We start from the raw sequence: 25,792 nt of genomic DNA on the forward strand, positions 1-25,792 counted from the left end.
TTGTTTTCTTTCAGACTGTTTCATACATGGTCGTCTCGACTAAGTACCATAAAATCATTATGTAAACATTAATATTAAAGAAGATTGTGTGATGCAAATAATTGCCGTATGCCCTGCCATACGGCAATTGTTTTAAAAGGAACTAATGCAGTTTCAAGCCTGGGCGGTATGTATGATTGATATAACGGAAAGGATAACAAATAAGAAGAGTTTACATTTTATAAAGATCAGATGAAACTTAGGAGAAATAAATGAAAACAAATTTTCCTTCCCACAGCGATCTTCAAAGAGCCAGAGAAGTTATAGAGGATCTAGCAATAGAACATTGGTATTATGATGACTTATTTAGCCCGCAATGGTGGTTTTTATTGATTGCTGCTGTTCTTCCATATTACTTATGGTGGAAGGTAGTGAATAAGGAAAGATTTTTTGAGATATTCACTTTTGGGCTGCTGTGCAGCATTTTTTCCATTTTACTTGATATGATAGGTGTAAATTTATTGTTGTGGGATTATCCTGATAAGCTTTTTCACTTTACTCCTCCTCTAATTCCCGCTGATGTAGTGGTTATTCCGGTTGCTTCCATGCTGATTTATCAGTTTTGTAAAAGCTGGAAAAGCTTTTTTATTGCGGCCCTTGCTTTAGCTGGACTATTTTCATTCATATTTGAACCGATTTTTATTTACTTCCATATGTTTGATTTAATTCATTGGAAACACAGTTTTTCGTTTATTGGGTTTACTATATTGTTTTTAAGCACCCGCTTACTGACCAACAGCCTTATCAAAGGAATTTATCATTCACAATATAACGGATCACTAAAAGAAGAGTGAGACTAACCGTTTAGCACTAACTAAGCACTCGTGTTTGATAACGAGTGTTTTCTTAGATTACTTTATTGTTTGGCTCTTTGAAGTCGGAATTATTTCAAGCCACCTTAATATGTGTGATTGTCGCATTTGTTTCCACAAAAAATTTCTCCAATCATAATCTATAGCTTTCGCTAATTATGGACGAAGTATCCTTTTGGTTCCTTAATTAGACGCTTTTTATAAAAGTCCAGCGATCTTCGAAATAATAATTAGGAAGAAAGTTTTAATAACACCAAATATGTGGAAGAGATATATATTCAAATTTAGAGGAGGCTGTTTTCTTGGATCATACAGAATTAGAACAGGCGGTAAAGAAGCTGGCACGAGATGCAGCCGCTAGAATTCATTTTCAATCAACAGCTGATGAAATAAGTATCCAACAGCTAAAAACTGTCATCCAGAAAGCCGACCGAATAGCTGTCCTTACCGGTGCCGGAATCAGCACGATGAGCGGTATTCCAGATTACCGGTCTGTCGCGTTTGGAATGTGGAACAAGAAGCCTGATATTGTAGATAAACTGAATGAGAGGACCTTTCAAGATGACCCGAAGGAATTTTGGTATTCATTTTATGAGCTGCTCCAAAGCACGCTTTCAGAGGTTATGCCTGACAGAAGCCATGAAAGTCTGATTGCTGCCCTAAACGCAATCGAACCAAATGAGGGCCATGAGCTTTTTGCGTGGCTTGAAAAGTGTAAAGAAAAGGAAGTTTCCATTATTACACAGAATGTGGATGGCCTTCACCAGCAAGCAGGGAATTCACATGTGATTGAATTTCACGGCAATATTCGCGAATGTGTGTGCAGCCACTGCGGCCTGACATATAACCTTGCCGATGTGCTGCAGCCGAATAAGGTACCTCAATGTAAGTGCGGCGGATTTTTGAGGCCGGATGCAGTATTTTTTGGTGACAGAGTCCGTGGGTTTGCAGAGGCACGGGCTGCTGTGGGAGATGCTGACCTAGTGATCATTGCCGGAACTTCGCTTCAGGTATATCCATTTAATGAACTGCCCGAGTTTGTAAGTTCCGAATCTAAACTTGTCCTTATCAACAGAGAAGTGATTGAAGAGGAGAGAATATTTGATTTAATTCTTTTAGGAAACATAGCAAAAATTAGCAGAAAGGTTATGAACAATCTTGATTGGGATGATTAAGGATTTTCGCATAGGCTGTAACCCTATATACAGGGTACAGCCTATTTTTTATTGAAGCTTGTACGCTTAGAGGGTACAATTCTGGCTATTATTTCATATATTGAGTTAAGGACAAATGAATATACTAACGGTATGAACTCATTAAAATTGCTGTTTGTTTAGCAGTTTAAACGGGCATTTATTACGGCCTGTTTGCATTATTGAATTTGTAAAAAAGGCAGAATCCCTGACGAGTCAAGCGGGAAAAGATGCCGTACTGAAAAAGGAACATTCTACTTCTATTTTCCGCGGCAGGGATGAGCTTTGAAGGAAAGTTGTAGGTGTAAACTATGGGACATATACAAGGAAATCCGATTTATTTTCAGAATTTAACAGAGAAAAACATGTCATTTGACCATGTATTTGAGCGAATCGTCTCTTTTATAAAAAAAGAACCAAATGGAAAATATCGTCTGATTGTTGGCACAGATTCCCAGGTGCATACACGTCATACGGTCTTTATCACCGCTATCATTATCCAAAGACAGGGTAAGGGTGCATGGATGTGCGTCCACAAAGATGTGGTGCCAAGACGAATGGTACATCTTCATGAACGGATTTCGAGAGAAACGTCGCTGACAGAGCAGCTGGCTTCCCTGCTTACTGAAGATCATAAGAACATTCTGATCGACCTGATTCTGCCTCATATATATAAAGGAGCAAGTTTTACCTTTGAGGGACATATCGATATAGGATCAGGCTCACGGAATAAAACACGTGAATATGTCAACGAGATGGTAGCCCGTGTAGAGGCATTAGGCCTGGAAGCGGTTATTAAACCCGACTCATATGGCGCATCCAGCGTGGCGAACAAATATACGAAAAAACGGAATGTGCTCAATCCTCAGAAAAAACTGGGCTAGCCTAAATATAGGCTGTTGAATAGTGTAAAGATTATTCTCATATACGATAAAAATAATGGCTGTCTCCCTTTCGTGCATTGGAAATGGAGGCAGCCTCTTATATTTTCGGGAAGGGGCAGCCAAGTGCGCAGCAGCTAACGACAGCTTCCTTCGGTGTGTAACATAGCCTGAGTGCTGCGTGCTTGGGGTGGGAGAGATAAAGCTATCACAGCTGGGACTCTTTCCTGAAAAAATAAAAAAAGGCAGCCTTAATCTGGTTTTAAAAAGGATTAAGGCTGTTTCTATTTTTTCCTATGGCAGCAGCTAGAGGTAGGCCGTATGCCAGCTCTTGCTTCTCTTCATGTTTCAAGCCTGTCATAATAGGGCAAATACCCATATAAAGCATTAATAAATGAGGTGATTTTTTGGCACGCAAAATAGGCAGAGGAAAGAAAATTAATAATAAAAGCTGGTTCCTGCGAGGAATCATCATCGGAGGAATAGTTGGTACATCGCTGTCGCTTCTGGATTCTAAAACGAGGAAACAAACGCTGGATACATTGTCACAGGTTAAAGAAAATCCAGCCGAAGTGACAGATCAGGTAACGGAGAAGGTAACTGAAAAGGTTACTTCAGCAGCCATGAAGGTTCAGCATGTACTTGAAGACACACAGGAAGCATACAATAATGCCAGCTCGGAGAAATTCGAGTAAAGCACTAGATTAATGAGCAGACCAAATCACATTGTGCTTTGGTCTTTTCCTTGTTTTAAGATACTCTAGATGGACTGAAAATAAGAATCCTGCAAAAAATTCTAAAATCCTGCAATATTCTCTGTTATCCTGCAAATCTATTCGAAAATCCTGCATAAATCTCAAACATCCTGCAAAAAGTTTGAAAATCCTGCAATAGCACACCTTCAACATAGAACCACACGGTAAACCCTCAATCGATGTCTAAGCCGCAATTTTGGTTTTAGCCTGAGTTTCTTTTCCAAAGCGTACTTTTATTAAAGTTAGGCGAGGTTAAATCTCAATGTTGATTTTCGCACTAAGTTGATCTTCGTTTCAGGTACGAGACTCCTGCGGGAAAAGCGAGTGTTGTCTAGCTCCGGACTGACACCTTCGGTCATAAGCCATTCGCCATCAAAAGGCAAAAAGCGCCTTTCACTGCCGCTTGTCTTATGTCTGGCTAACGCATAAGGGCGACTATGCTTCTGTCTTCGCTGTCGCTTGCCAATCAGCAAGTCTTCTTTATCAGGTATCTAACTTTCTATTTAGTGGTTTTTTAAACGAGTTTGTTCATCACAATTCTCTAAAAAAAAAGTACCTTGAAAGTCACCGTCCTCCGCTTTTCTATTAAGGGAGACCCCTCAGGCGTACACGTGATAGGGGCTCCCGGACCGCCCGCGGAATGCGAGTGCCTGTAGCGGAAATCAATAGACAAGTTTAACAGAGCTTAAAATTAAATAGATATTTTGCATATTTGGATATTTTTTCTGAATGAACCTTGTTACAATTATGAATGAGAAGATGGCGGGCAATTGTGTAGAATCTCTACAGAATGTAGCTTATTAGCATTTCTCTTTGGCAGTCTGGGTTCCTTTGGGGCCAGACTCTGGGTTCGATGCCCAAACGGATGGAGCCGCACACAGAAATAAATACCAGGGCAATCCTGCAGGTAAAACCTCCATTGCCTTTGTAGCGTTGTGCTGCGGCTTCAATTATAAACTACTTGGACAAAAGGTGATGCAATGTTCGATATTATATGGCTGACAGCAGTGACCCTTATTGGAGCAGCGGGCCTTTGGTTTTTGGAGAAAATTTTTATTCGTACTAAAACAATTTATGAGTATGAACGCGGGATAAGGTTTCATAAAGGAAAGTCATCCCACGAACTTATAGGGCCAGGCAGATATACATATTTCACTGCCGTAACCCGTATGGAAGTCTTTGATTTAAGGCCAGCCATATTACAGCTGACCGGACAGGAAGTACTAACGAGAGATAACCTAAGCGTAAAATTCAGTTTAGTAGTTACATATCAGATTCTCGATCCTAAAGCTGTTCTGTCACAGTATGAAAACTTCAAGGAATATTTATATCTCACTGCGCAGTTAAGGCTGAGAGAAGTTATATCCGCTATAGAACTCGATGAACTGCTGCAGAGCCGCCAATTAATCAATGATAGAGTGAAAGAAATATTGAAGGATGATCAAACTCTATCAGCCTTTTCGATCATATCGGTGGATGTAAAGGATATTATGCTGTCCGCGGAACTAAAGAAAATATATTCCGAGGCAGTTAAAGTGAAAAAAGAGACAAATGCCGCTTTGGAGAAGGCAAGAGGTGAAATGGCGGTTCTGAGAAGTCTCGCAAATTCAGCTAAACTACTTGAGAAAAATCCGGAGTTAGGCAGGCTGAGGTTAATCCAGACCATCGAGAGCTCGCAGGGAAATACCTTTGTGATAAACACCGGTAAAGAATAAGAGTAAAATAATATAATAGTAGAAACGGGAGGGAACATAATGGATAAGCAAGAGTTTTGGAGCTTTATTGAATCATCTAAGGAACAGGAAAATCAGGCAGAATGGGTGATTGAAAGATTAGTGGAAAAAGGTACTGAAGAAGTTTTGGATTTCGAATTATTTTTTCAAGGCTTGATGAACGAAAGCTATCAATCCCGGCTTTGGGCAGCAGCTTATGTCCTTATGGGGGGATGCTCTGATGATGCATTTGATTACTTCAGAGGCTGGCTCATTGGACAAGGTGAGGCTGTTTACAACAAGACGCTTAATGACCCTGAATATCTTGCTGAATACATTATGGACGAAAATTTGGATGAAGAGGGTTTCCCGCAAAACGAAGATTTGTTATCAGCAGGCTTTGATGCTTATACGGTCATCAAGACAGGTGATACAGAGTGGGATGCTGACATTTATGATGAGCTGCTAGAGGTTTTGGGTGCAAGAGGGCTGCAGCAGGTGGAAGAAATCGAACTAGAATGGGAAGAGGAAGACTTAGAGCAAATGTTTCCGGTATTGTGGGAAAGATTTGGTGAAGATCCCCTGGGATGAAGAAATCCTAAAGAATTAAGGATATATCATTTACAGCAAAGCTTACTCAGTACAACAACCGGTTAATGCTAAAAACACCATTCAAGTTAAGAGCTTGGCATGAGTTTGGTAATGTACTGGACTCATGCCTTTTAATTTGTCTTATTTTATTTGTGAACGTATTAATGAAAGTTTTTCTCTATTTATGTTGAACATGCTCCATACTAATTAATTCGGGTATAGAATGCTTACTTTACTATAAAGGGAAGCAGCTGATTTTCCATTTTCCAGCGTCACTTCTTGCTTCTATCATCAACGCATATCCAAAGAAACTGGATGGTCTCCATGCTCTTTAAAAGTACTCATATTCTGCAGCGGTGGGGAGTAGACATGAAGGGAAATCATACGATCCTTATCAGAATTGCTCATTTTGTGAATAAGTCCTAGAGTGGAGTAAAGACATTCTCCCTTTTTTACAAAAAAAGAATGAGCAGGTTCAATTTGGCTGTTATTTATACGATAAATGGAATTAAGCAGTGTGCCCTCCAAAACAACTGCACACCCGATAGAGCCGCCATGATCATGGATGGCCGTTTCCTTATGAGGCGGGAGATTGATGACAATAACCTCTAAACAATCGTTTCGGTAAATAACATTGCGGCCATAGGCTAATTTGTCAGGCTCCATAATATATAACTCTAAATCAGGATGTGATTGATTTGAGATCTGTTTTAGAGCATCCCCTACTTCTTCAAGTGTAGGTTTTGTTAAATTTCCTAATTGTTGATGAATACGGTTAAGAAGTTGCATAAGAAGCCTCCTCAGGTTTGAATAAATGTTGAGAAAAACAGTCGGGATTAATCGACCTTTCTTTCATGATATTGACCTAGAACTTAGTAACGGCTAATGCCCATAAACAACCTTTCTTTGCCCTGCGTAAATATGTATGAACGCCGGCTTTTTTTTTTCTGATTAGTATACACTGGCGGTTTGTGTTGCGACGTTAAATAAAAATTAAAATATTTAGAAAATTGGGTTGATTTTAAATAAGAATGGTATTATGATAAATAAACAAACTAATCCTATGAAGTTTGTAGGAATTAAAAAACTTATGTGGCTGATCAGGCAGACTGAAGGGCACTTGTCTTGTTAATATAGACGAGTGCCCTTTTGTGTTCTCAATAAGTTTGGACTGTAACACTTAACCAGGCTGCCTTATCAGCTGAGCGAAACGGATGGAGGTGAGACTTTCAGATGTTGAAAAGCCTTGAACAGCAGGTATTAGAGAAAATTATTGCACTGTTGGAGAACATTGAATACGGTACTCTCCATATTACCGTTCATGATTCTAAAGTTACGCAAATTGATAAGCTTGAGAAGTTCAGGATGCCTTTACTAAGCAGGGAAGATCACATAAATAGAATGAACAAGCGTTAAGTAATTCAAAACTGAAAAATGATGTAGAATGCCGACTAGTCAGCTAAAGGCAGCCTTTCGCAATGAATGGAGGTGGCAAATCGCAGACTACAAAACCCTGCTCATGAACAGAGTACATATAAAAATGATGGTGTAGTGCCAACGCTGCAGCCATAAATCCCGACTTAATTTATAAAAATAGTAAATTATAAATAAATAATTTTGTCAGCTTATCAGTCAACTGAACGCTGCTTCCTATGGTCCCTATAGGAGCAGCTTTTTTTATTACTTCCCACAAACGTTTAGGAGGAAAAACGATGAAGGTCAATAAGATTCTTTTAGTGTTTATAGGACTAATATTTACGCTAGCCGCAGGCTGCTCAAACCAGGAAAAATCGGTCAAAGGGAATGCAGCTGACACGGAAGGGAAAAAAAATCAACAAGAGGTTACCGTAAATATTGGGATTCAGCAGAGTATTTGGCCGATTCTGGCTGCTAAAGAAAAAGGGTGGTTTGAAGAAGAATTTGAAAAAGCAGGAGCTAAAGTGAAGTGGGTTGAATTTCAGAGCGGTCCTGCATACTTTGAAGCCATTGCATCAAACCGGCTTGACTTCGGAAGGGTGGGAAATATCCCTGTTCTTGTAGGGCAGGCGGCAGATATCCCTTTTAAAGAAATTGCGGCAGCCAGCATAGGAGAAAAGGGCGACGCGATCCTGGTTCCTAAAGGCAGCAAAATTAAATCAATCAAAGATTTAAAAGGTAAGAAAGTGGCTGTTGCCAAAGGAAGCAGCTCATATGGCCTTCTATATAATGCTTTGAAAAGCGAAAAGGTAAATCCTTCGGAATTAGAAATCATACAGCTTCAGCCAGATGAAGCTCAGCCTGCATTTGAAACGGGATCGGTAGACGCGTGGGCAATTTGGGAACCGTTTCAATCAACACAAGTTATAAAAAATGGTGCGCGCGTGATTGCCAATGGAGAGACGGTCCATTCTTCGAGTCCCGGATACCAGATTGTAAGAACTAAATTTGCCGAAGAACACCCTGAATTAGTCGAACTCTACCTGAAGGTTACGGAAAAAGCGACCAGGTGGCAAAATGAAAATGAGGATGAAGCGGCTGAACTCTATGCAAGGCTGAAAAAAACAGATAAAGAAGTCATCATTAGCGTCCTGAAAAATTCAAAGCCGGATAATATGCCAATAGACAATGATCTTTTACAGGCACAGCAGGAAACGGCCGATCTCCTATACGAATTAAAGGGACTGAATGAAAAGCTCGATGTATCCAAAGTGGTGGATAATTCTTATATAGAAAAAGTATTAAAAGAGTATAAATAGTAAGCATGCATTAATATGACTTGAGCTTATCAGACAACTGAAGGCTGCTTTTCTTTTAATGAAGGAGGCAGTCCTTTTTTGTTATAAACCGACGCAAATAATTCATGCAGTAAGGGAGGAACAAAATTGAGTGTGACCATTAAATCCGTTCATCGTACATTTAAAAAGTCCCAGGAAGAAGATTTAATCGTGCTTGATGATGTGAACTTACACATAAAAAAAGAAGAATTTATTACAATCATTGGACCCAGCGGGTGCGGCAAAAGCACTCTGTTGAAAATCATTGCAGGACTGGATCGTAAATTTCACGGCTCCATTCTGATAGGAGGTCAAGAATTAACAGGGCCTGGGATTAAACAAGGCTTTATATTTCAGGAACATCGCCTTTTTCCCTGGCTCACGGTGGAAAAAAATATAGCGGCAGATTTATCACTAAATGATTCCGAGATCCGGAGGAAGGTAGATGAATTAATAGAAATTGTTAGATTAAAAGGCTTTGAGAAAGCTTATCCCCGGGAGTTGTCTGGAGGGATGGCACAAAGGGTGGCCATAGCCCGGGCGCTATTAAGAAATCCGGACGTGCTTCTTCTGGATGAGCCTTTTGGAGCCCTGGATGCCTTTACACGAACTCATTTGCAGGATGTTCTTTTAGATATTTGGAAGAAGAAAAAAACGACGATGATCTTAGTAACACATGATTTAGATGAATCTATTTATTTGGCCAACCGATTAGTCATTATGACTCCAAGGCCTGGACGGATCAGTCAGATCATTGAAATTGACATGCCCTATCCTCGAAAAAAGACGGATGTACGTTTCCAGGCCATAAGACAGCAAGTCTTAACAGAGTTTGAGAAATCAGAGCTTATTCACTAAATCTTCCTAGGATTTGATCAGGCGGTCCAATTAAAGTACAGGTTAAAAGAGGTGAGAGAAAATGAGTAAAGCTAGGGCAGCGATAGTGGCCGGACCCCAGGCAGCTATAAAAAAAGCCAGATACTCGCAAAATAATACTGTTTGGAACACTTTATTTAAAAGAATTTTAATTGGCATAAGAGGACTCATTTTACCGGTATTGATTTTAGGAATCTGGCAGTTTGTTGGCAGTTTTTACGATGTATCAGACACACTGTTGCCTACACCTGCGGCAATCTTTCATTCCTTTCTCGATCTCATATTCACGGGTGAACTGTGGGCGCATCTGAAGATTAGTATCTGGAGGGCGGCGGTTGGTTTTGGATTGGGTGCAGGGCTGGGTTTACTTTTTGGAGTGATTGTAGGGTTTTCAAGCAGAAGTGAACAGGTGATGGACCCTACTTTTCAGATGCTGCGTACCATCCCGCATCTGGCTGTCGCCCCGCTATTCATTTTATGGTTCGGGTTTGGAGAACTTTCTAAGGTTCTTCTAATAGCAAAGGGAGCCTTTTTCCCGATCTATGTAAATGCTTTTCTCGGCATCAGAGGAGTAGATTCTAAACTATTTGAAGTGGCCCGTGTTCTTGAGTTCAGCCGATTCCATTTAATAACAAAGCTCATCCTGCCGGCAGCCATGCCGAATATTTTGCTCGGTATCCGGCTGTCACTCGGAGTGGCATGGCTTGGATTGGTGGTTGCCGAACTGATGGGTTCTAGTGAAGGGATTGGCTATATGATTATGGATGCCAGACAATTTTCGAACACAGATATTGTTTTTGTCGGGATTATTATTTTTGCTGTGGTGGGCAAATGGACCGATTCACTAGTGCGTGTTTTAGAAGCAAAGCTATTAAAATGGCGCGATAATTTTAACGGTGATGACAGCAGCCGATAGACCATTGGATTTTAACTAATGAAGTAGAAAAAAGGAGAGGATAAAATGGAAGTTATGTGGTTTATTCCATCACATGGAGACGGCCGCTACTTAGGCACAGAGATAGGTGGAAGGGAAGCAGATTATTCTTATTTCAAACAGATTGCCCAGGCAGTCGATATGCTGGGCTTTACCGGTGTTTTAATTCCTACAGGACGAACCTGCGAGGATCCCTGGATGCTTGCTGCTTCGCTTATTCCAGTGACCGAGCGTTTAAAGTATCTGGTGGCTGTCAGGCCAGGACTGATGAGCCCTTCCGTATCAGCCCGGATGGCTGCAACTCTTGACCGGATATCCAATGGCCGGCTCCTTGTGAATGTCGTTGCAGGCGGGAACCCTGAAGAGCTAAAAGGCGACGGTATCTTTCTGCAGCATGACGAACGATATGAAGCAGCAGATGAGTTTTTTACGGTTTGGAAATCCTTATTAGCAGGAAAAGCTGTGGATTTTAATGGCGAACATATAAAGGTTGAAGGTGGGAAGCTGCTGCTTCCTCCAGTACAGGAACCTTATCCGCCTATTTATTTTGGCGGTTCTTCAACAGCTGGTCAGGCTGTGGCAGCAAAACATTCGGATGTCTATTTAACATGGGGCGAGACGCCTGAACAGGTAGAGAAAAAGATAAAAGAGGTGTCGAGGCTTGCAGAGCTTGAGGGCAGGAAGGTAAGGTTTGGGATTCGGCTTCATGTTATTGTGAGAGAAACTGAGAATGAAGCATGGGCTGCAGCAGACAACCTAATTAAGTATTTGGATGACGAGAAAATCTCTGCTGCCCAGAGTGCTTTTGCAAAGATGGATTCTGTAGGGCAGCAAAGAATGGTGGAGTTACGCGGCCGAGGACGCGATGCTCTTGAAATCAGTCCTAATTTATGGGCAGGTATCGGCTTAGTCCGTGGAGGTGCAGGCACTGCTCTTGTAGGAGATCCAGTACAGGTATCAGAAAGGATGAAAGAGTATGCAGCCCTCGGCATCGATACCTTTATTTTATCAGGATATCCTCATCTAGAAGAAGCCTATCGAACAGCCGAACTGCTTTTCCCTTTATTGCCCTTAAAGAATAAACCGCATAAAGTAAACCGGCCGACTGGTGTAATAGTGGCAAATTCATTTTTTCCGGAAAAGGTATCTCAGTCATTCTGAAGAAAGGCTGAAAAATTGCAAAAAAGAAGCTAACCTGCGATAAAACCCACTATTTAAATCGGAATAATATGGTAGGGATATGAATATAGATTACTTACACATTAGTATTGTAAATGGCGGATAAAAAAGTTTTACAACAGCTTATCTGTCAACTGAAGGCTGCTTCTTCTTATACAAGTAGAAACTGTCTTTTATTTATTAGGCGGGAGTTGTTGAAAAGTAAAGTTTAGTGTTAGAAGTCTCTAGCAAAAAGGGTGTTTCTAATGGGTAAATTGCTTAGAGCAGCGGTTGAAAAGCGCAAGAGGTATCTAATAACACATTTAAATAATCTAGGAAGCTATAAAGATTCATATTTAAACGGGAAGACACTGACTGAACTGGAGCATGAATATGCGTATCAGATCAAATGTAAAGCAGGAGGGAAACATGAAAAGGAAAACAGGTCTATTTAGCATAGATGACTTTAGTTAAACTAAGGCCAGATATCATGTATTAGGAGCCTGCCATCAGACAATCTTTCAAAAGTAGAAGCCATTCTAGCCTAAAGATAACAACTTAATGAAGGAGAAGATTACATGACATATAATCTTCAAAAATCAGAAGAAAAAAGACGTTATACTTTAATTAGTATACTTCTAGCTTTTAGCAGCGAGGAAGAGTCTCTGAAAAAATTATCAAATACAGAATTAGAACATGAATTTAACAATTTAAAATCCACAAATCATCCTCATAGTAATACAGGGGCGATTAAGTGGATTACTAAATATTACTAAGTTTCATCTATTATATATAAGAAGCTTACTTTTTGCAATTAGGCTCTGTTAAATTTAAATGTTGATTTTTATAAAATAAATTAGGGGAACCTTCATTTTTCGAGGTTCCCCATTTTTTTTTCAGCTAATGCCCCCGTTTGTCCAACAAGGAGAAAGAATGACTGCCCCTAAAAAAGACAGCCGTCCAGTCTGAAATATCATTGTGTTTAGATAAGCGAACGTGTTTCTCTATATATGTCAGCATATCGTCTGTTTATTTGATTTTCTCAGCCAACTCTAAAATAATTCCCTCTGGACCACGAACGTAGCATAACTTATAACTTTCTTCATATTGCTGTATCTCACTAAAGATTTCCGTGCCCTTCTTTTTCAATTTTGCAACAATAGCTTCTATATCTTCAACAGCAAAGCAAATATGTCGGATACCCAGCGTATTTGCAAAAGGTTGTTGAATATCTTTTTCATCTGATGGCGTATAAAATTTGACTAGCTCTATCCATGCCTGACCATCTGGCATCCCCAATCCTACACATGCCGTTTTAACATCATTAAGCCCAACTATTCGGTCCAACTGTTCTCCATCCAATTCCCATTCCGCTTGCACTACAAGTCCTAAATCAAGAAAAAACGCTTTAGCCTCTGAAAGATCATTTACGTTTATACTCACATGATCTATTCTATTGATCTTCATATCATCATACCTCCTTGAGATCAAGTGCTCTTCGCAGAATTATTCAACAAACTTATTGCAAATTCCTGCCACGATAGTTAAATAAGCACTATACAGCGAATTTTGATAACCCGTAAACTATCGTAAGTATCTGTTATTTCAAAGACAAATGATGATAATAGAAAATCTTTAATATTGTGCTTTGTGTTTTCGTTACTGCGGCTATCGACAAACAAAAACCAGGCGAGTTTCCCTCATTTCATTAATTAAACGTCCACCGACAGAGGAAGAAGGATCAACATAGCGTTTTATCCATTGATAGACTTGTTCTTTTTTTGTGAGGGTTAATTTATCAATGTGCTTTAATAAATTGCTAAACGCCTTGTCCATCCTTATAACCTCCCCGAATACTTGTTCCTATATTAATTATATAAGGGAATCAGGGAGGTATCAATTATCAACATTCACCTTTAACACAGCCTAAAATTAAAAAAGAGGCTGCTTTGAGAAGCAGCCCCTTTTTTGCCTTTGTTCATTTACTTTCTTGGAAGAACATAATCAGGATAGTCAGTAATAATAGCATCCACATCCATATCTAATAGAAAATCTGCTGCCTGCTGGCTTCTTACAGTCCATGAGGAAATCTTCATATCAAGGGAATGTACTTTGGAAACTAAGTCCTGTGTGACAATGCCGTAGCTGGGATTTACATAATCCGCGTAAGCAGCAAAATCCTTCAATGCTTGATCTGTCGTGTCTTTTTTAGATGATGTGAGAACACCTATTGGGACAGCTGGGAGCAGGCTGTTCATTTTCTTCATAGATTCGAAATTAAAGGATTGGATGATGATCTTCTCGTTCTGTGGTTTGTCCAGATTACGTTCTATTAATTCACCCGCAACTTCTTCTTCAATTCCAGGATATAATTCCGGTGATTTCATTTCGATCAAGATACCCGTCTTTCCATGATAACGGTCCAGGACTTCATCAAAAGTAGGAATTTTCTCTCCACTGAACTCTTCTGCCTTCCAGCTGCCTGCATCCAGATTTCTTAGTTCTTCAAAGGTTAAATTCTTAACTGAGCCACTTCCGTTTGTGGTGCGGTCAACAGTATTATCATGAATAATTACAAGTTCTCCGTCCTTGCTCCTTTGTACATCAATCTCAATATAATCCGCTTTCATGTCCACAGCCTTATCAAAAGCAGATATAGTATTTTCCGGTGCATAACCAGAAGCACCCCGGTGGGCAACATTATCCACTTTCGTTAGTTCGCCTTTAGATTCAGCTGCAAATGTATGTTGATTTGAATTGAACAGCAAAGTTAAAGCAAACCCAATACCTAACATTGTTTTCTGCGAATGATTCCACATCTCCTACCAGCTCCCAATTAATATTTATGGTACAGGTCAAGTTTAGAAGATAGGTGTTAAGGTGAAATTAATAAAATGTTCAAATTTAAAGACAATTCGGTAAACAAAAATAGGCAGAAAAACACAAATTTCTTTACAATCGGTCAAATTGTTCTTATTTTTGCCGCAAGGATTTGCAAAAATTTTCATCTTGAAATAGGGATAAAGTTTAATAGAATAAATGGAGGATACCATTGTCTGGATCCTTTTTTTAATTTGTACTTTAGGCGGTAATTACCCATCCAAAACCCCTGCTTTTTCAAGGAGAAGCGGAATCCCTCATGAATCAATGTTAATCAATCGAAAAAGGTGTTATAATATAGTCTTTATTGCAAAAAAACCTTTACTCTTATCTATTATTTGGGTTAGAAGCAGGAAAGGAATTCTGAAATTTATCTACTTTCAAACAGCATTGTAAAACAACTATGTATTTTTTTGGAGGTTCAAACATGGAAAATAAAATACCATTTTCCTTTATAGTGATTATTGGTTTAATGTTATTCGCTCTATTTTTTGGGGCGGGGAATTTAATTTTCCCTGCCATGCTTGGTCAATCAGCAGGAACAAATATTTGGTCAGCAAATGCAGGCTTTTTGCTTACTGGAGTTGGGCTGCCGCTGCTTGGTGTCCTAGCATTTGGATTTTCCGGTAAAGAGGATTTGCAATCGTTAGCAGGCCGTGTTCATCCCATTTTTGGTGTTGTCTTTACTACGATTCTCTATTTAGCAATCGGACCGTTATTTGCGATTCCGCGAACGGGAAGTGTTTCGTTTGAAATCGGCGTTAAACCGTTTTTATCAGAGAAGGCTGGTTTTATTCCTTTACTTGTATTTACAGTCATCTTTTTTGGTATTACATGCTTTCTATCACTTAATCCTGCAAAAGTGGTCGATATTGTCGGAAAGTTTCTAACCCCGATTAAATTAACATTTATCGGAATTTTAGTAGTTGTTGCAATTATTCATCCGATTGGAACCCTTCAAGCACCAATCGAAAACTATACAGAACACGCCTTTACCAATGGATTTCAAGAAGGATATCTAACAATGGATACCCTTGCCTCATTTGTTTTTGGAATTATTATTATTAACGCCATTAAGGGAAAAGGGGCCAAAACCAAAAAACAAGTCATGACGGTCTGCTTGAAAGCGACTGGAATAGCCGCTTTTATCCTTGTAGGACTTTATACAGCTCTGTCATATTTGGGTGCTTCTAGTGTGGAAAAGCTCGGGTACTTAGATAATGGGGGAGAAGTATTAGCACAGGTCTCAAATTATTATTTCGGGACTTACGGCGGGATTTTCTTAGGACTCATCATCACAGTAGCCTGCCTCACAACTAGTGTAGGACTTATTACTTCGTGTTCGGCTTATTTTCATAAGCTTTTACCATTTTTATCTTATAAGACACTCGCCATTGGTTTATGTGTTTTTAGTGCAGTAGTTGCCAACATAGGATTAACTCATTTAATTTCTTTTTCCGTACCCGTATTATCCATTCTATATCCAATAGCCATTGTGCTGATTTTCTTAACGTTCTTACATTGCTCATTTAAAGGCAGGACAGAAGTATATCAAGGAAGTCTGCTGTTAACATTTGTTGTAAGTTTAGTCGACAGCCTAAAAGGTTTTAATTCAACCATTTTAGAGATTGATCAATTTTTCGTTCACAATCTCCCTTTCTATGATGTAGGGCTGGGGTGGATTATTCCTGCTATTGCTGGGGGTTTGATTGGCTTTGCAGCCAGTATGATTAAAAATAAAGAAAGGTTGATTTGGACAAAATCTTAAAGGAGATAAATAGCTGGAAGAATCCGAATAAGAGACATCCGAGAAAGAGAGAGTGATGGACGAATGAATCAGGATGAAACGTTAACGAGAGGATTAAAGAATAGGCATGTGCAGCTTATTGCGATTGGGGGAGCAATTGGAACAGGCTTGTTTCTTGGAGCAGGAAAGTCCATCCATTTAGCCGGCCCCTCGATTCTTTTTGCCTATACGATTACAGGGATTATCCTGTTTTTCATCATGCGGGCTTTAGGGGAAATATTATTAAGTAATTTAGAATATCATTCATTTGTAGATTTTGTCCGCGATTACTTAGGAGATTTAACTGCATTTGTCACAGGGTGGACATACTGGTTTTGCTGGATTTCGATCACTATGGCGGATTTAACCGCGATTGGTCTTTATACTCAATATTGGTTTCCAGAGGCTCCGCAATGGATGCCTGGACTAATCGCTATTGTGATCTTGCTTATCATGAATCTTGCCACAGTAAAGCTTTTTGGGGAAATGGAATTTTGGTTTGCCTTAATTAAGATACTGGCAATCCTAGCGTTAATCGCTGTAGGAATATACATGATTGTAAAAGGCTTTTCTACGGATGCAGGCCCATCAAGCTTCTCGAACCTATGGGAGCACGGGGGAATGTTTCCAAATGGCATGCATGGCTTTCTATTATCCTTCCAGATGGTGGTCTTTGCTTTTGTTGGAATTGAACTTGTCGGACTGACAGCGGGAGAAACGGAAGACCCGGAGAAAGTGTTGCCAAAAGCAATTAACAATATTCCTGTAAGGATTTTCATTTTTTATATCGGGGCACTACTAGTTATTATAAGCATCTATCCCTGGAATGCGGTCATCCCAAGCGAAAGTCCGTTTGTACAGGTATTTCTCGCTGCAGGGATTGCAGCAGCATCCGGAATTGTCAATTTTGTGGTCTTAACATCAGCAGCATCCGCCTGTAACAGTGCCATTTTTAGTACAAGCAGAATGGTTTTTTCGCTGGCAAAGGATCATTATGCACCTGTTCCTTTTAGCAAGCTTAATGCAAGAAAGGTACCATCGAATGCTCTGTATTTCTCCATTGTGGTCATTTTGATCGCTGTTTTTTTGAACTATGTAATGCCTGAAGGAGTATTTACACTAATAACAAGTATTTCTACCGTTTGTTTTATTTTTATTTGGGGAGTTATCGTGATCAGCCATTTAAGATATCGCCAAACCAGACCGGAATTAGCCAGGGTAAATAAATTTAAGCTTCCTTTATATCCTTTTTCCAATTACCTTATTCTTACCTTTTTAGCTTTTGTACTAGTTGTATTGGGATTAGCGGATGATACGCGGGTGGCCCTGTTGGTGACGCCAGTATGGTTTATTCTGCTTGTAGCTTTCTACTATTTAAGAAATAAGAAGATCCAAAGCGTAAACTAATAAAGTTTCTTGCAAAGGGGAAAGTGTGAAGAGGTAAAAAAATCATTGGATGAGCGGTCCCCATGATTTTTTTACCTTTTTTTTGTTGTTTGCCAAAGCTGACTTTCCACCTATTATAGAGCCCTGATATCTTCTAAAAGCATTTCAACATTTTCTTTTTTCGTAGCCCAGCTAGTACAAAATCGTACAACACTGTGAGTAGAATCGAATTTCTCCCATAAGGAAAATGAATACTTTTTACCTAACTCAAGCAGTACGTCATTTGGCAAGATAGGAAACTGCTGATTTGTTGTAGAATCATAACGCAATGAAAATCCTCTTTCAACAAATGCTTCTCGAATCATCATAGCCATTTCGTCGGCGTGATTAGAAATTTCATAGTACAAGCCATCTTCAAATAAGGTTTCAAACTGGATACCCAGCAATCTCCCCTTAGCCAGTAATCCTCCTTTTTGCTTGATCATATACCGGAAATCCTTTTTTAGAGAATCATTTGTGATGACAACTGCTTCACCAAACATGGCCCCAATTTTCGTTCCACCTATATAGAATACGTCACATAGCCGTGCAATATCAGCCAGGGATAAATCGCTGTCTTTTGCAGCCAAACCGTATCCTAATCTGGCGCCATCCATCATTAAGGGCAGGCCGGCCTCTCTGCAGACTTTACTTAATGCTTCCAATTCGGCTTTACTATAAGTCGTTCCATTTTCTGTAGGGTGAGATATGTAAACCAAGCCTGGCTGTACCATATGCTCATGTGTGACATCATCCCAGTGAGCATCATACAATTCTTTCACCTGTTCTGCCTGAATTTTTCCATCATCGCTTGGCAGGGTTAGCACTTTATGGCCAGTGGCTTCGATCGCTCCGGTCTCATGCCCAGCGATGTGGCCAGTGATGGCAGAGACAGCACCTTGATGCGGGCGCAGGATGGAAGCGATAATTGTCGTATTTGTTTGTGTTCCTCCTACTAAAAAATGTACATCTGCATTCGCTGCATCACACGCTTTTCTTATATAATCCCGGGCTTTTTCACAGTGTTCATCTGTTCCGTATCCGGGTGTTTGTTCATCGTTAGTTTCCGATAATCGTTGCAGAATCCTCCTATGACAGCCTTCCGTGTAATCATTCTCAAATCTTATCATTGTGTCTTCTCTCCAAACTATCCATATATCTTCTAATGAACAACTTAAAAGCATGGATTTCTTTATTTAATTTCATTAATAAAACCACCTAAGAGTTTTTTCTGCTAGTTTTTTAACTGTATAGCTACGTTATTAATCAGTTTATCAAACAAATAGAATTTATACACTGCCAATCAAGGGGACAGTCCCTCATTTCCCAGCATTTATCCTTGATGCAACAGCATTTCTACGGGGACTGTCCCCATTTCCCAATTAAAGCAGGACTTTTAATATTCAAACTAGAATACAGTACAAATTGTTCTTGAAGGGATGTTACGTATGTTTATCTCCGTTACGAGATTGCGTTTAAAGGGAAAGAGAAATCTGCCTGCCTTTATTTGGTATACTGTTAAATCCATAAATCAAGCCAAGAAAGCAGAGGGAATTTTATATTCAAGTTTTAATAAAGAAGGATGGCATACATATTGGACATTAACGATCTGGGAAAACAATCAAAGTATGAAAAAGTACAGGAATAATGGAAGTCATTTAAAAGCGATGAAAGTCTCAAGAAAGATTGCAAGTGAATTAGAATCAATGAATTGGGAAGCAGATCATCAACCTCCCTGGGATGAATGCAAAGAAAGGCTAGACAATAAATTTGGAAGAAAATTAAATTAAGAAAATTATTCAACTGGCGGGAAGGAGCTGATGAATACATGACCATTTATATTGCATTGCTGCGTGGTATTAATGTAGGAGGAAAGAATAAGATCAAGATGACAGACTTAAGGGAAGCACTAGGAGCGCTGGGCTTGGAACGGATCCAAACGTATATTCAAAGCGGCAATGTTTTGTTTGAGTCAGAAGAAGAGGAGGCCGTTCTGCGGCAGAGGATTGAACAACAGGTTGAGAAGGTGTTCGGACTATCAATCAAGGTTATTTTAAGAATGTCTGAGGAAATGAAAAAGATTCTAGCGAGCTGCCCCTTTACAGTTAAACAACTTGCCGAAGCAAATAGCTCTTCAGAGGGGGAGTGCCTGTACGTTTCGATGCTTGTGGATGTGCCAGGGCCGATCGGCTCGAAAAGCTGAAGGGATTTGAACCAAATGGTGATCGGTATCAGATTGCAGGGAGGGACATATTTCTCTTGTTCCGGCAAAGCATACGAAATTCCAAGCTAGCGATCCAGGTGGATAAATTGGGCGTGCCGGCTACCGGACGTAACTGGAAGACAATCAGCAGACTTGTCGCAATGTCTGACGAAATGGCAAAAGTTTCGGATTAACTGGAGACCATGCACCGAAAGAAGTAACATTTAACTTAGAAAATGACATTTCTTCTAACAAGAACTAAAAAGACATTCATAAAAAAGAATGCCTTACTTACATTTTTCCTTTTCCATGATATCCCTTACAACGTCCTCAATCGTAACGCTGCCTAGTGACTTCTCCAATGCTAGTTGAGCAGCTGAAAAAAGCGGGAGGATCGTATCATGAATATTCCTGCCCACGGGGCAATCCGGATTTGAATTTTCGTGTACACTGAATAATTCCTTTTCCTGCACAACATTAACGGCCTTATATACATCAAGCAATGTAATGTCAGATATTGGTTTGGCTAGCTTAGCCCCCGCAATTCCAGGATGGACTTCTATTAATCCGGATTTTTTGAGCATCCCCATGATTTTTCTTATCACAGCTGGATTGGTGTTTACACTGCCTGCTAAATATTCGGAAGAGCTTATCCCATCTTTATTTAAATCAATAAGAGTTAATATATGAATCCCCACAGCAAAGCGGCTGCTTATGGTCAAAATAGTCACCTTCTTTGTTTCAACTAATAATTTCCTGATTTTCACATGTAATCATTCTGGCTACATGTCTTATTATACCGTTAATATCAAGCAAAATAACATAATTGCATTTATTTTTATCATTGACCAAAAACTAAGAAGTAATTGATATGATTACAGGTACATTGCAAATCTGGTTTCATTATCAATATAACCCTGTGGATAGTGCCATTCCATTTTAACCTCTCCTTTTTCAGTTTGGCAGAAAACAAAAGAATAACTAATCGAGTTTTTGTTCTGAATTAATTGAGGTCCCAAGAATTAATTGAGCCATTAATTAAAATTATTAAGCCGGTAATCGAAGAAATTAAGCCGTTTTTCAAAATAATTGCGCCAGAGTATGATTTAGAGCATGATGCAAGCGAGGGGGCATATTTGTTAGTTACTATTTACGCTGTATTCAAAATGATTATTGAATTTAAACAGGAAATGCGCAGATTTAATAACTAATAACATAAAGTTTTCTTAGATTAAAAAAACCACGAACGGCAGATTATTTGAAGGAAATCAGTTATTTTCCTATAAATCATTTGTGAGATTTCCTTCTGTATTTGTTGAATGAAAAAGGGGTTATATTTAAGATATTGTTGTAAAGGAGTGGGTTTGGATGGATATCAAATTAGATGATTTAACTGGAACTGAAATAGTTCAATTAATTAGGGAGCATCTTCAAGGTATGACATTGAATTCACCGCCAGAAAGTATACATGCACTAAATCAGGACCAGCTGCGAAAACCAGATATTACATTCTGGAGTGTATGGGAGGATTCTGTCTTAGCAGGATGCGGAGCACTTAAAGAACTCGATAGTCTTCATGGAGAAATAAAATCGATGCGAACGTCTTCATCACATCTAAGAAAAGGGGTTGCCAAGCGGCTTTTACAGCACATTATTGGAGAAGCCAAGCGGCGCGGCTATCGGCAGCTAAGTTTGGAAACTGGATCAATGGATTCATTTGAACCAGCAAGAAGACTGTATGCAAGCTTCGGGTTCCATTATTGCAAGCCATTTTCGGATTATCTGGAGGACCCGAATAGTGTTTTTATGACTTTAAGATTATGAGCTTTATAGCCATGGGTATATTTGTTTAAAAGTTAGGGCTGTTCATTCAGCGTTTTTTTTTGAGAAACGATAGGGATTTTAATAGGAAATAGAGAATGTTTGATAGTGAGTTTTTTTAGACAGCAAGAAAGGTGAGTGCAATGGATAGTGAGTTTTCTTTAAAACAACATTTACTTCAATTGGAAGAGAAATTATTAAAACCAGAGATTCGTACATCTCAAAATGAACTTAATCAATTACTTGCAGATCAGTTTTTTGAATTCGGAAGTTCTGGCAACGTTTTTTACAAAGATCAGGCTATAGGTGATGAGGGAATAGGTGTGGTAAAGATGACACTAAGTGAATTTGAGATACATCCGTTATCTGAAGAAATAGTGCTTACTACCTTCCGAATATTTAACGAAGTGAAAAAACAACATTCCTTACGCAGCTCAATATGGAAACTTACGGATGGAAGCTGGAAAATGGTCTTTCATCAAGGCACAATAACACTGCCTTCTACTTAGTAATTCTATCCTGAACTAGTAGATCAGGTCCGTTCAATCAGATTTTTGTAAATGGAGAGGAGAAGATCATTTGAAACAAGTTTTATTAATCATTGATGCCCAACAGGCATTAATAGAGGGTGAAGATGGAGAACAAGGTGTTATTGAAAAAGAAAGATTAATAGATAACATTAATACAGTGATTAAAAAGGCGAAAGAAGAAAAAGCCTTTATAGTTTTTGTGAGAGATATAGACGTTTCAAAGGGAGAAGGACCTGGTTTCGAGATACATAAGAATATAAATGTCCCCTCCAATGCTGTGATATTTAATAAGGCTGCTACTAATTCATTTTATGGAACAGAATTAAATGCCTATTTAAAGGAACATAACGTCAAGCATCTTGTAATTATGGGATGCCAGACGGAATACTGCATAGATACAGCAGTTAGAACGGCTACAGTCAGCCAATTTGATGTAACATTAGTTGGCGATGGACATTCCACCTCAGACTCTGAACAATTATCTGCAAAGCAAATAATCCTGCATCACAATAGAATCCTGCACGGACATTATAATGTAGACAACTTTTCAATGGTTAGAAATTCGGATGAAGAGTTGTTTACACCTACTCACCGTGAATACCGATAAAGAGCGACTGCTCACGTGCATAATAAAGAGATGCACGCAGCCAATTCGCCCCTCAAGTCAATGAAAAGGAACGTACTTGGAGAAATTAATTAAAGAACCTAGAAGAAATGACCTACCTTTATTTTTAGTACAAATGTCTGATTATTTTGTTAACTGAGATATGCTAGAATGAATTTTATACCTATTTAGATAGGTATAACAATCACTCAAGGAGGTTCTACTGAATGAAAACGAAGAAGAATGTACTTGAACGAGCGTTAAAGAGATTACACAAAGAAGAAGCCAAGGAATCCACGATAACCTATGGAACTATATCAAAAGTAAAAATTTGACCAAAAATCAATCAAATGTTTTATAGCCTGGGCTCCCTGCTCAGGCTATTTTAAATGTATCTGGTTTAGAACTCATCCATTCCTTTAATCTAGTTCACTCTTACCTTATACTTGTGTTATATGTAAAATATGCGATCAGTTAAGGCTTGTTAATAATCAACGTTTGCTGATTAAGTTCATTCCTTATCTCTGAGGGCTGCAAAAATACCGATAATTTAGTGAGAGAAAAGGCCATCATACCGGCGATGAAGGACAAAAGGACTTTGGGCAATGTATGGATCTAACAAACGAGGCTGCTGTGGCAGTCTTTTTATCTTGCTGACAGAGTTTGAAGTGGATTAGAAAAAGGCTTTAATAAATTAATATAAAAAAGCAAAAAGATTGACTAGATCGTGGTGGAAAATTACACTAACACTAGTAAATCATGTAATATAATACTGTTGAGAAGAGTTATTATTTTTAGGGGGCTTATATGGAGTTATCTTTATTATTAGAGTATGGCTGGGTGTTACTGATTTTGATTATTTTAGAAGGCTTATTGTCTGCTGATAATGCTTTAGTGTTAGCTATTATGTCTAAACATTTGCCGGCCGAACAGCAAAAAAAGGCAATCAATATTGGATTGCTGTTAGCTTTTATATTTAGGATTGGTGCCATTTTTGTCATTTCGTATCTTTTTCACGTTTGGCAAATCCAGGCTGTTGGAGCCGCTTATTTAATTTTTATCTCTTTAAGGCATTTGCTTAAAAGGGACCATGGAGAGAAAAATAAGAAAGACACAAGCTATCGTATGACTGTTATGCAGATTGCATTAGCAGATATCGCATTCGCTGTGGATTCTATTTTAGCTGCAGTAGCTCTAGTCCTTGCTTTGCCAGATACACCGATGGCTGAAATTGGCGGTATGGATGGAGCTAAATTCATTGTTATTTTATTAGGTGCCATAGCCGGATTAATTGTGATTCGGTTTGCAGCAGGCTTCTTTGTTAAAATACTGACAAAACGTCCAAGTATAGAAACGGCTGCCATGCTCATCGTCGGCTGGGTAGGGGTTAAATTATTGATGCATACCCTTGCACATCCGTCACTGCACATCATATCGCACGATTTCGTTGAAGGGCCAATCTGGAACTCTATTTTTTGGTCAGTAATGGTTCTTATTGCTGTTGGTGGATGGTTTTTATCTAAGGAAAAATCGGAAGAAAGTAAAGCCTCATAAATTACTGCACCACAATTGTTAGCAGCATAACAATTAGTGGTGTAGTTTTTTTATGGGTTTAATTACTCATGTAGTTTTGCTTTGTTTTAAGCTCAAGTTGCGTAAACAAAAACCATAAAAAAAGATGAATAAGCATGTAAAACCTTTTTATTATCTCTTTAACGTTCCCTCCCACTCATTCCCACTATATAGCTCTTTTCTGTCTTGTTATGATTAAGATGGTGATATTATGATTCATAAAGCAATTAAACCAATGCTTCTTCATAAATTAAATACTCCACCAAGTGGAGATTATATACATCAATTAAAGCTCGACGGGTTCCGCTGTATTCTTTCATCAAAAGGAGATCATGTGAAATTGTTTACCCGGCATCAGAATGAATGTACTCCACAGTTCCCGGAATTACAGATATTATTTCCGGCTGACATAGTGCTTGATGGAGAAATGGTTGTACTCAGGCAGGGAAAGCCTTGCTGGGAGTCTGTGATGCAGCGATTCCAAGCAGGGAAATCTGTAAAATGGCTGGCTGAAGAATTTCCAGCTCAATTTGTTGCTTTTGACATTCTCTACATAAATGGGGAAGATGTAACGCAGAAACCATTAGAGGAGAGGTTAGCTCTTCTTGATCAAGTTGTTTCAGATTGTGACGTTATTTCAAAAGCGAAAGCATTTGATGATGGGGTGGCACTGTTTCAAGCCGTTAAAGGTATGGGACTCGAAGGAATTGTGTCAAAGCGGATAGGGAGCCTTTATAAACTCAATACACGAAGCCGGGATTGGCTTAAGGTTAAGAACTATAAGTTTGAAACCGTGCAAATCGCCGGACTGCGGAAAGACAATTTCGGCTGGTCACTTATGAAAGATGGAAAATACGTAGGTACCTGTGAGTTTGTTCCATCAGCTGAACGGTCCGCTTTCTGGAAGATTGCCGAACAGATTGTGACGGACGAAGACAAAGACTGGCTCTATCTGGATCCGGTCATGCATTGTAAAGTTAAATTTCAGGACTACACAAGGACTGGTTTGATGCGGACGCCGAGCTTTGTTGAATTCATACTGTAATAGAATATTATAAATCTTCGTCTCCTTCCAATCTTTATTAGTGTTCAAAATTTCATTAAAAGCGCCGATATTTTCGGCGTTTTTTTTGGTTGATAGACTAACATCTTGAATCTGCTTAGACCATAGTCCTTCTTCTTTTACTGCTAATCTTCGCAGTTCCTCAACATATTTACAATTCCAGTAAAATCGCAAAATAGGTTTTTTATCCCATTCTAAATTCAA

28 protein-coding genes and 1 pseudogene are annotated in these 25,792 nt (G+C 39.1%); 23 read left to right on the forward strand and 6 right to left on the reverse strand.

Translation table 11 applies throughout. From position 1 onward, the window contains the following. Nucleotides 1-251: 251 nt before the first annotated feature. From JOC77_RS04595 to JOC77_RS04620, 6 genes are all read left to right on the forward strand, one after another. Nucleotides 252-833 carry a CBO0543 family protein gene (locus tag JOC77_RS04595; protein ID WP_204539308.1) on the forward strand — a complete coding sequence of 194 codons (582 nt, stop codon included), beginning with the start codon at nucleotides 252-254 and terminating at the stop codon, nucleotides 831-833. Nucleotides 834-1,153: 320 nt separating this feature from the next. Beyond that, nucleotides 1,154-2,026 carry a Sir2 family NAD-dependent protein deacetylase gene (locus JOC77_RS04600; protein ID WP_204539311.1) on the forward strand — a complete coding sequence of 291 codons (873 nt, stop codon included), beginning with the start codon at nucleotides 1,154-1,156 and terminating at the stop codon, nucleotides 2,024-2,026. A 329-nt stretch (nucleotides 2,027-2,355) separates the two neighbouring features. Beyond that, nucleotides 2,356-2,928 (forward strand): ribonuclease H-like YkuK family protein, encoded by a 573-nt coding sequence (locus JOC77_RS04605; RefSeq protein ID WP_204539314.1) that lies wholly within the window; start codon nucleotides 2,356-2,358, stop codon nucleotides 2,926-2,928. 404 nt (nucleotides 2,929-3,332) lie between these two features. Further along, nucleotides 3,333-3,620 carry a hypothetical protein gene (locus tag JOC77_RS04610; protein WP_204539317.1) on the forward strand — a complete coding sequence of 96 codons (288 nt, stop codon included), beginning with the start codon at nucleotides 3,333-3,335 and terminating at the stop codon, nucleotides 3,618-3,620. A 1,040-nt stretch (nucleotides 3,621-4,660) separates the two neighbouring features. After that, nucleotides 4,661-5,395, forward strand: a complete 735-nt coding sequence (locus tag JOC77_RS04615; RefSeq protein WP_204539320.1) for a slipin family protein — start codon at nucleotides 4,661-4,663, stop codon at nucleotides 5,393-5,395. Nucleotides 5,396-5,434: 39 nt separating this feature from the next. After that, nucleotides 5,435-5,983: a DUF4240 domain-containing protein gene (locus JOC77_RS04620; RefSeq protein WP_204539323.1), complete on the forward strand. Its 549-nt coding sequence runs from the start codon at nucleotides 5,435-5,437 to the stop codon at nucleotides 5,981-5,983. A 291-nt stretch (nucleotides 5,984-6,274) separates the two neighbouring features. Here the strand turns inward: JOC77_RS04620 and JOC77_RS04625 are convergent, their stop codons facing one another. Further along, nucleotides 6,275-6,772 (reverse strand): cysteine dioxygenase, encoded by a 498-nt coding sequence (locus JOC77_RS04625; RefSeq protein WP_204539326.1) that lies wholly within the window; start codon nucleotides 6,770-6,772, stop codon nucleotides 6,275-6,277. 444 nt (nucleotides 6,773-7,216) lie between these two features. Here JOC77_RS04625 and JOC77_RS04630 point away from each other — a divergent pair, with 444 nt between their 5' ends. The 7 genes from JOC77_RS04630 to JOC77_RS04660 all read left to right on the forward strand — a co-directional run bounded on the left by JOC77_RS04630 (nucleotide 7,217) and on the right by JOC77_RS04660 (nucleotide 12,480). Beyond that, nucleotides 7,217-7,399, forward strand: coding sequence for a YezD family protein (locus tag JOC77_RS04630; RefSeq protein ID WP_204539329.1), 183 nt, complete (start codon nucleotides 7,217-7,219; stop codon nucleotides 7,397-7,399). A gap of 296 nt (nucleotides 7,400-7,695) precedes the next feature. After that, nucleotides 7,696-8,718 (forward strand): aliphatic sulfonate ABC transporter substrate-binding protein, encoded by a 1,023-nt coding sequence (locus tag JOC77_RS04635; RefSeq protein ID WP_204539332.1) that lies wholly within the window; start codon nucleotides 7,696-7,698, stop codon nucleotides 8,716-8,718. Between the two features lie 132 nt (nucleotides 8,719-8,850). After that, complete coding sequence (locus JOC77_RS04640) at nucleotides 8,851-9,594, forward strand: ABC transporter ATP-binding protein (protein ID WP_338047184.1); 744 nt, start codon at nucleotides 8,851-8,853, stop codon at nucleotides 9,592-9,594. Between the two features lie 61 nt (nucleotides 9,595-9,655). Continuing rightward, entirely contained in the window at nucleotides 9,656-10,528 is an 873-nt protein-coding gene (locus tag JOC77_RS04645) for an ABC transporter permease (RefSeq protein WP_204539337.1), read from the forward strand. A 45-nt stretch (nucleotides 10,529-10,573) separates the two neighbouring features. Beyond that, nucleotides 10,574-11,707 carry an FMNH2-dependent alkanesulfonate monooxygenase gene (ssuD, locus tag JOC77_RS04650; protein WP_204539340.1) on the forward strand — a complete coding sequence of 378 codons (1,134 nt, stop codon included), beginning with the start codon at nucleotides 10,574-10,576 and terminating at the stop codon, nucleotides 11,705-11,707. A gap of 263 nt (nucleotides 11,708-11,970) precedes the next feature. Then, nucleotides 11,971-12,159 (forward strand): Fur-regulated basic protein FbpA, encoded by a 189-nt coding sequence (locus JOC77_RS04655; protein ID WP_204539344.1) that lies wholly within the window; start codon nucleotides 11,971-11,973, stop codon nucleotides 12,157-12,159. A gap of 123 nt (nucleotides 12,160-12,282) precedes the next feature. Further along, nucleotides 12,283-12,480 (forward strand): Fur-regulated basic protein FbpA, encoded by a 198-nt coding sequence (locus tag JOC77_RS04660; RefSeq protein WP_204539347.1) that lies wholly within the window; start codon nucleotides 12,283-12,285, stop codon nucleotides 12,478-12,480. A 253-nt stretch (nucleotides 12,481-12,733) separates the two neighbouring features. On the opposite strand, the gene JOC77_RS04665 is transcribed toward JOC77_RS04660, so the two are convergent. The 3 genes and pseudogenes from JOC77_RS04665 to JOC77_RS04675 all read right to left on the reverse strand — a co-directional run bounded on the left by JOC77_RS04665 (nucleotide 12,734) and on the right by JOC77_RS04675 (nucleotide 14,523). After that, nucleotides 12,734-13,171 (reverse strand): VOC family protein, encoded by a 438-nt coding sequence (locus tag JOC77_RS04665; protein WP_204539350.1) that lies wholly within the window; start codon nucleotides 13,169-13,171, stop codon nucleotides 12,734-12,736. 222 nt (nucleotides 13,172-13,393) lie between these two features. Then, nucleotides 13,394-13,540 (reverse strand): annotated as a pseudogene (locus JOC77_RS04670) (IS1595 family transposase); the annotation flags it as partial. 146 nt (nucleotides 13,541-13,686) lie between these two features. Further along, entirely contained in the window at nucleotides 13,687-14,523 is an 837-nt protein-coding gene (locus JOC77_RS04675; protein ID WP_204539353.1) for a glycerophosphodiester phosphodiesterase, read from the reverse strand. Between the two features lie 488 nt (nucleotides 14,524-15,011). On the opposite strand from JOC77_RS04675, the gene brnQ reads away from it, so the two are divergent. Both brnQ and JOC77_RS04685 read left to right on the forward strand, forming a co-directional pair. Further along, a complete protein-coding gene (gene brnQ, locus JOC77_RS04680; protein ID WP_204539356.1) occupies nucleotides 15,012-16,352 on the forward strand; it encodes a branched-chain amino acid transport system II carrier protein in 1,341 nt (446 codons plus the stop codon). 63 nt (nucleotides 16,353-16,415) lie between these two features. Continuing rightward, entirely contained in the window at nucleotides 16,416-17,777 is a 1,362-nt protein-coding gene (locus JOC77_RS04685) for an amino acid permease (RefSeq protein WP_204539361.1), read from the forward strand. A gap of 113 nt (nucleotides 17,778-17,890) precedes the next feature. On the opposite strand, the gene JOC77_RS04690 is transcribed toward JOC77_RS04685, so the two are convergent. Then, nucleotides 17,891-18,925, reverse strand: a complete 1,035-nt coding sequence (locus JOC77_RS04690; RefSeq protein ID WP_204539365.1) for a threonine aldolase family protein — start codon at nucleotides 18,923-18,925, stop codon at nucleotides 17,891-17,893. A gap of 318 nt (nucleotides 18,926-19,243) precedes the next feature. Between JOC77_RS04690 and JOC77_RS04695 the strand changes: the two genes are divergently transcribed. From JOC77_RS04695 to JOC77_RS21715, 3 genes are read left to right on the forward strand one after another with little or no spacing between them, the layout of a single operon-like run. Continuing rightward, entirely contained in the window at nucleotides 19,244-19,585 is a 342-nt protein-coding gene (locus JOC77_RS04695; RefSeq protein WP_204539368.1) for a DUF3291 domain-containing protein, read from the forward strand. Nucleotides 19,586-19,623: 38 nt separating this feature from the next. Continuing rightward, nucleotides 19,624-19,998, forward strand: a complete 375-nt coding sequence (locus tag JOC77_RS04700) for a DUF1697 domain-containing protein (protein ID WP_338047178.1) — start codon at nucleotides 19,624-19,626, stop codon at nucleotides 19,996-19,998. Between the two features lie 56 nt (nucleotides 19,999-20,054). Further along, on the forward strand, nucleotides 20,055-20,192 hold the full coding sequence (locus JOC77_RS21715; RefSeq protein ID WP_338047179.1) for a hypothetical protein: 138 nt from the start codon (nucleotides 20,055-20,057) through the stop codon (nucleotides 20,190-20,192). A gap of 93 nt (nucleotides 20,193-20,285) precedes the next feature. Here the strand turns inward: JOC77_RS21715 and JOC77_RS04705 are convergent, their stop codons facing one another. After that, nucleotides 20,286-20,720, reverse strand: a complete 435-nt coding sequence (locus JOC77_RS04705) for an Rrf2 family transcriptional regulator (protein WP_204539936.1) — start codon at nucleotides 20,718-20,720, stop codon at nucleotides 20,286-20,288. A 646-nt stretch (nucleotides 20,721-21,366) separates the two neighbouring features. On the opposite strand from JOC77_RS04705, the gene JOC77_RS04710 reads away from it, so the two are divergent. The 5 genes from JOC77_RS04710 (at nucleotide 21,367) to JOC77_RS04730 (ending at nucleotide 25,570) form a co-directional block, all read left to right on the forward strand. Beyond that, nucleotides 21,367-21,822 carry a GNAT family N-acetyltransferase gene (locus JOC77_RS04710; protein ID WP_204539373.1) on the forward strand — a complete coding sequence of 152 codons (456 nt, stop codon included), beginning with the start codon at nucleotides 21,367-21,369 and terminating at the stop codon, nucleotides 21,820-21,822. 140 nt (nucleotides 21,823-21,962) lie between these two features. Beyond that, a complete protein-coding gene (locus JOC77_RS04715; RefSeq protein ID WP_204539377.1) occupies nucleotides 21,963-22,328 on the forward strand; it encodes a nuclear transport factor 2 family protein in 366 nt (121 codons plus the stop codon). Nucleotides 22,329-22,398: 70 nt separating this feature from the next. Continuing rightward, on the forward strand, nucleotides 22,399-22,956 hold the full coding sequence (locus tag JOC77_RS04720; RefSeq protein ID WP_204539381.1) for a cysteine hydrolase family protein: 558 nt from the start codon (nucleotides 22,399-22,401) through the stop codon (nucleotides 22,954-22,956). Between the two features lie 804 nt (nucleotides 22,957-23,760). Next, nucleotides 23,761-24,507, forward strand: a complete 747-nt coding sequence (locus JOC77_RS04725) for a TerC family protein (RefSeq protein WP_204539386.1) — start codon at nucleotides 23,761-23,763, stop codon at nucleotides 24,505-24,507. 229 nt (nucleotides 24,508-24,736) lie between these two features. Next, entirely contained in the window at nucleotides 24,737-25,570 is an 834-nt protein-coding gene (locus tag JOC77_RS04730) for an ATP-dependent DNA ligase (protein WP_204539390.1), read from the forward strand. Nucleotides 25,571-25,792: the final 222 nt, after the last annotated feature.

The organism is Peribacillus deserti (assembly GCF_016909175.1).
GTDB classification, from domain to species: Bacteria; Bacillota; Bacilli; order Bacillales; family DSM-1321; genus Paraperibacillus; species Paraperibacillus deserti.

Excerpts from the sequence above, each read along its gene's own strand:
- JOC77_RS04725 (WP_204539386.1), top strand. The coding sequence starts at position 23,761 with ATGGAGTTATCTTTATTATTAGAGTATGGCTGGGTGTTACTGATTTTG.
- JOC77_RS04605 (WP_204539314.1), top strand. The coding sequence starts at position 2,356 with ATGGGACATATACAAGGAAATCCGATTTATTTTCAGAATTTAACAGAG.
- JOC77_RS04660 (WP_204539347.1), top strand. The coding sequence starts at position 12,283 with ATGACATATAATCTTCAAAAATCAGAAGAAAAAAGACGTTATACTTTA.
- JOC77_RS04655 (WP_204539344.1), top strand. The coding sequence starts at position 11,971 with ATGGGTAAATTGCTTAGAGCAGCGGTTGAAAAGCGCAAGAGGTATCTA.
- JOC77_RS04715 (WP_204539377.1), top strand. The coding sequence starts at position 21,963 with ATGGATAGTGAGTTTTCTTTAAAACAACATTTACTTCAATTGGAAGAG.
- JOC77_RS04695 (WP_204539368.1), top strand. The coding sequence starts at position 19,244 with ATGTTTATCTCCGTTACGAGATTGCGTTTAAAGGGAAAGAGAAATCTG.
- JOC77_RS04710 (WP_204539373.1), top strand. The coding sequence starts at position 21,367 with ATGGATATCAAATTAGATGATTTAACTGGAACTGAAATAGTTCAATTA.
- JOC77_RS04675 (WP_204539353.1), bottom strand. The coding sequence starts at position 14,523 with ATGTGGAATCATTCGCAGAAAACAATGTTAGGTATTGGGTTTGCTTTA.
- JOC77_RS04730 (WP_204539390.1), top strand. The coding sequence starts at position 24,737 with ATGATTCATAAAGCAATTAAACCAATGCTTCTTCATAAATTAAATACT.
- JOC77_RS04635 (WP_204539332.1), top strand. The coding sequence starts at position 7,696 with ATGAAGGTCAATAAGATTCTTTTAGTGTTTATAGGACTAATATTTACG.
- ssuD (WP_204539340.1), top strand. The coding sequence starts at position 10,574 with ATGGAAGTTATGTGGTTTATTCCATCACATGGAGACGGCCGCTACTTA.
- JOC77_RS04685 (WP_204539361.1), top strand. The coding sequence starts at position 16,416 with ATGAATCAGGATGAAACGTTAACGAGAGGATTAAAGAATAGGCATGTG.
- JOC77_RS04625 (WP_204539326.1), bottom strand. The coding sequence starts at position 6,772 with ATGCAACTTCTTAACCGTATTCATCAACAATTAGGAAATTTAACAAAA.
- JOC77_RS04665 (WP_204539350.1), bottom strand. The coding sequence starts at position 13,171 with ATGAAGATCAATAGAATAGATCATGTGAGTATAAACGTAAATGATCTT.
- JOC77_RS04700 (WP_338047178.1), top strand. The coding sequence starts at position 19,624 with ATGACCATTTATATTGCATTGCTGCGTGGTATTAATGTAGGAGGAAAG.
- JOC77_RS04630 (WP_204539329.1), top strand. The coding sequence starts at position 7,217 with ATGTTGAAAAGCCTTGAACAGCAGGTATTAGAGAAAATTATTGCACTG.
- JOC77_RS04690 (WP_204539365.1), bottom strand. The coding sequence starts at position 18,925 with ATGATAAGATTTGAGAATGATTACACGGAAGGCTGTCATAGGAGGATT.
- JOC77_RS04615 (WP_204539320.1), top strand. The coding sequence starts at position 4,661 with ATGTTCGATATTATATGGCTGACAGCAGTGACCCTTATTGGAGCAGCG.
- JOC77_RS04595 (WP_204539308.1), top strand. The coding sequence starts at position 252 with ATGAAAACAAATTTTCCTTCCCACAGCGATCTTCAAAGAGCCAGAGAA.
- JOC77_RS04620 (WP_204539323.1), top strand. The coding sequence starts at position 5,435 with ATGGATAAGCAAGAGTTTTGGAGCTTTATTGAATCATCTAAGGAACAG.
- JOC77_RS04645 (WP_204539337.1), top strand. The coding sequence starts at position 9,656 with ATGAGTAAAGCTAGGGCAGCGATAGTGGCCGGACCCCAGGCAGCTATA.
- brnQ (WP_204539356.1), top strand. The coding sequence starts at position 15,012 with ATGGAAAATAAAATACCATTTTCCTTTATAGTGATTATTGGTTTAATG.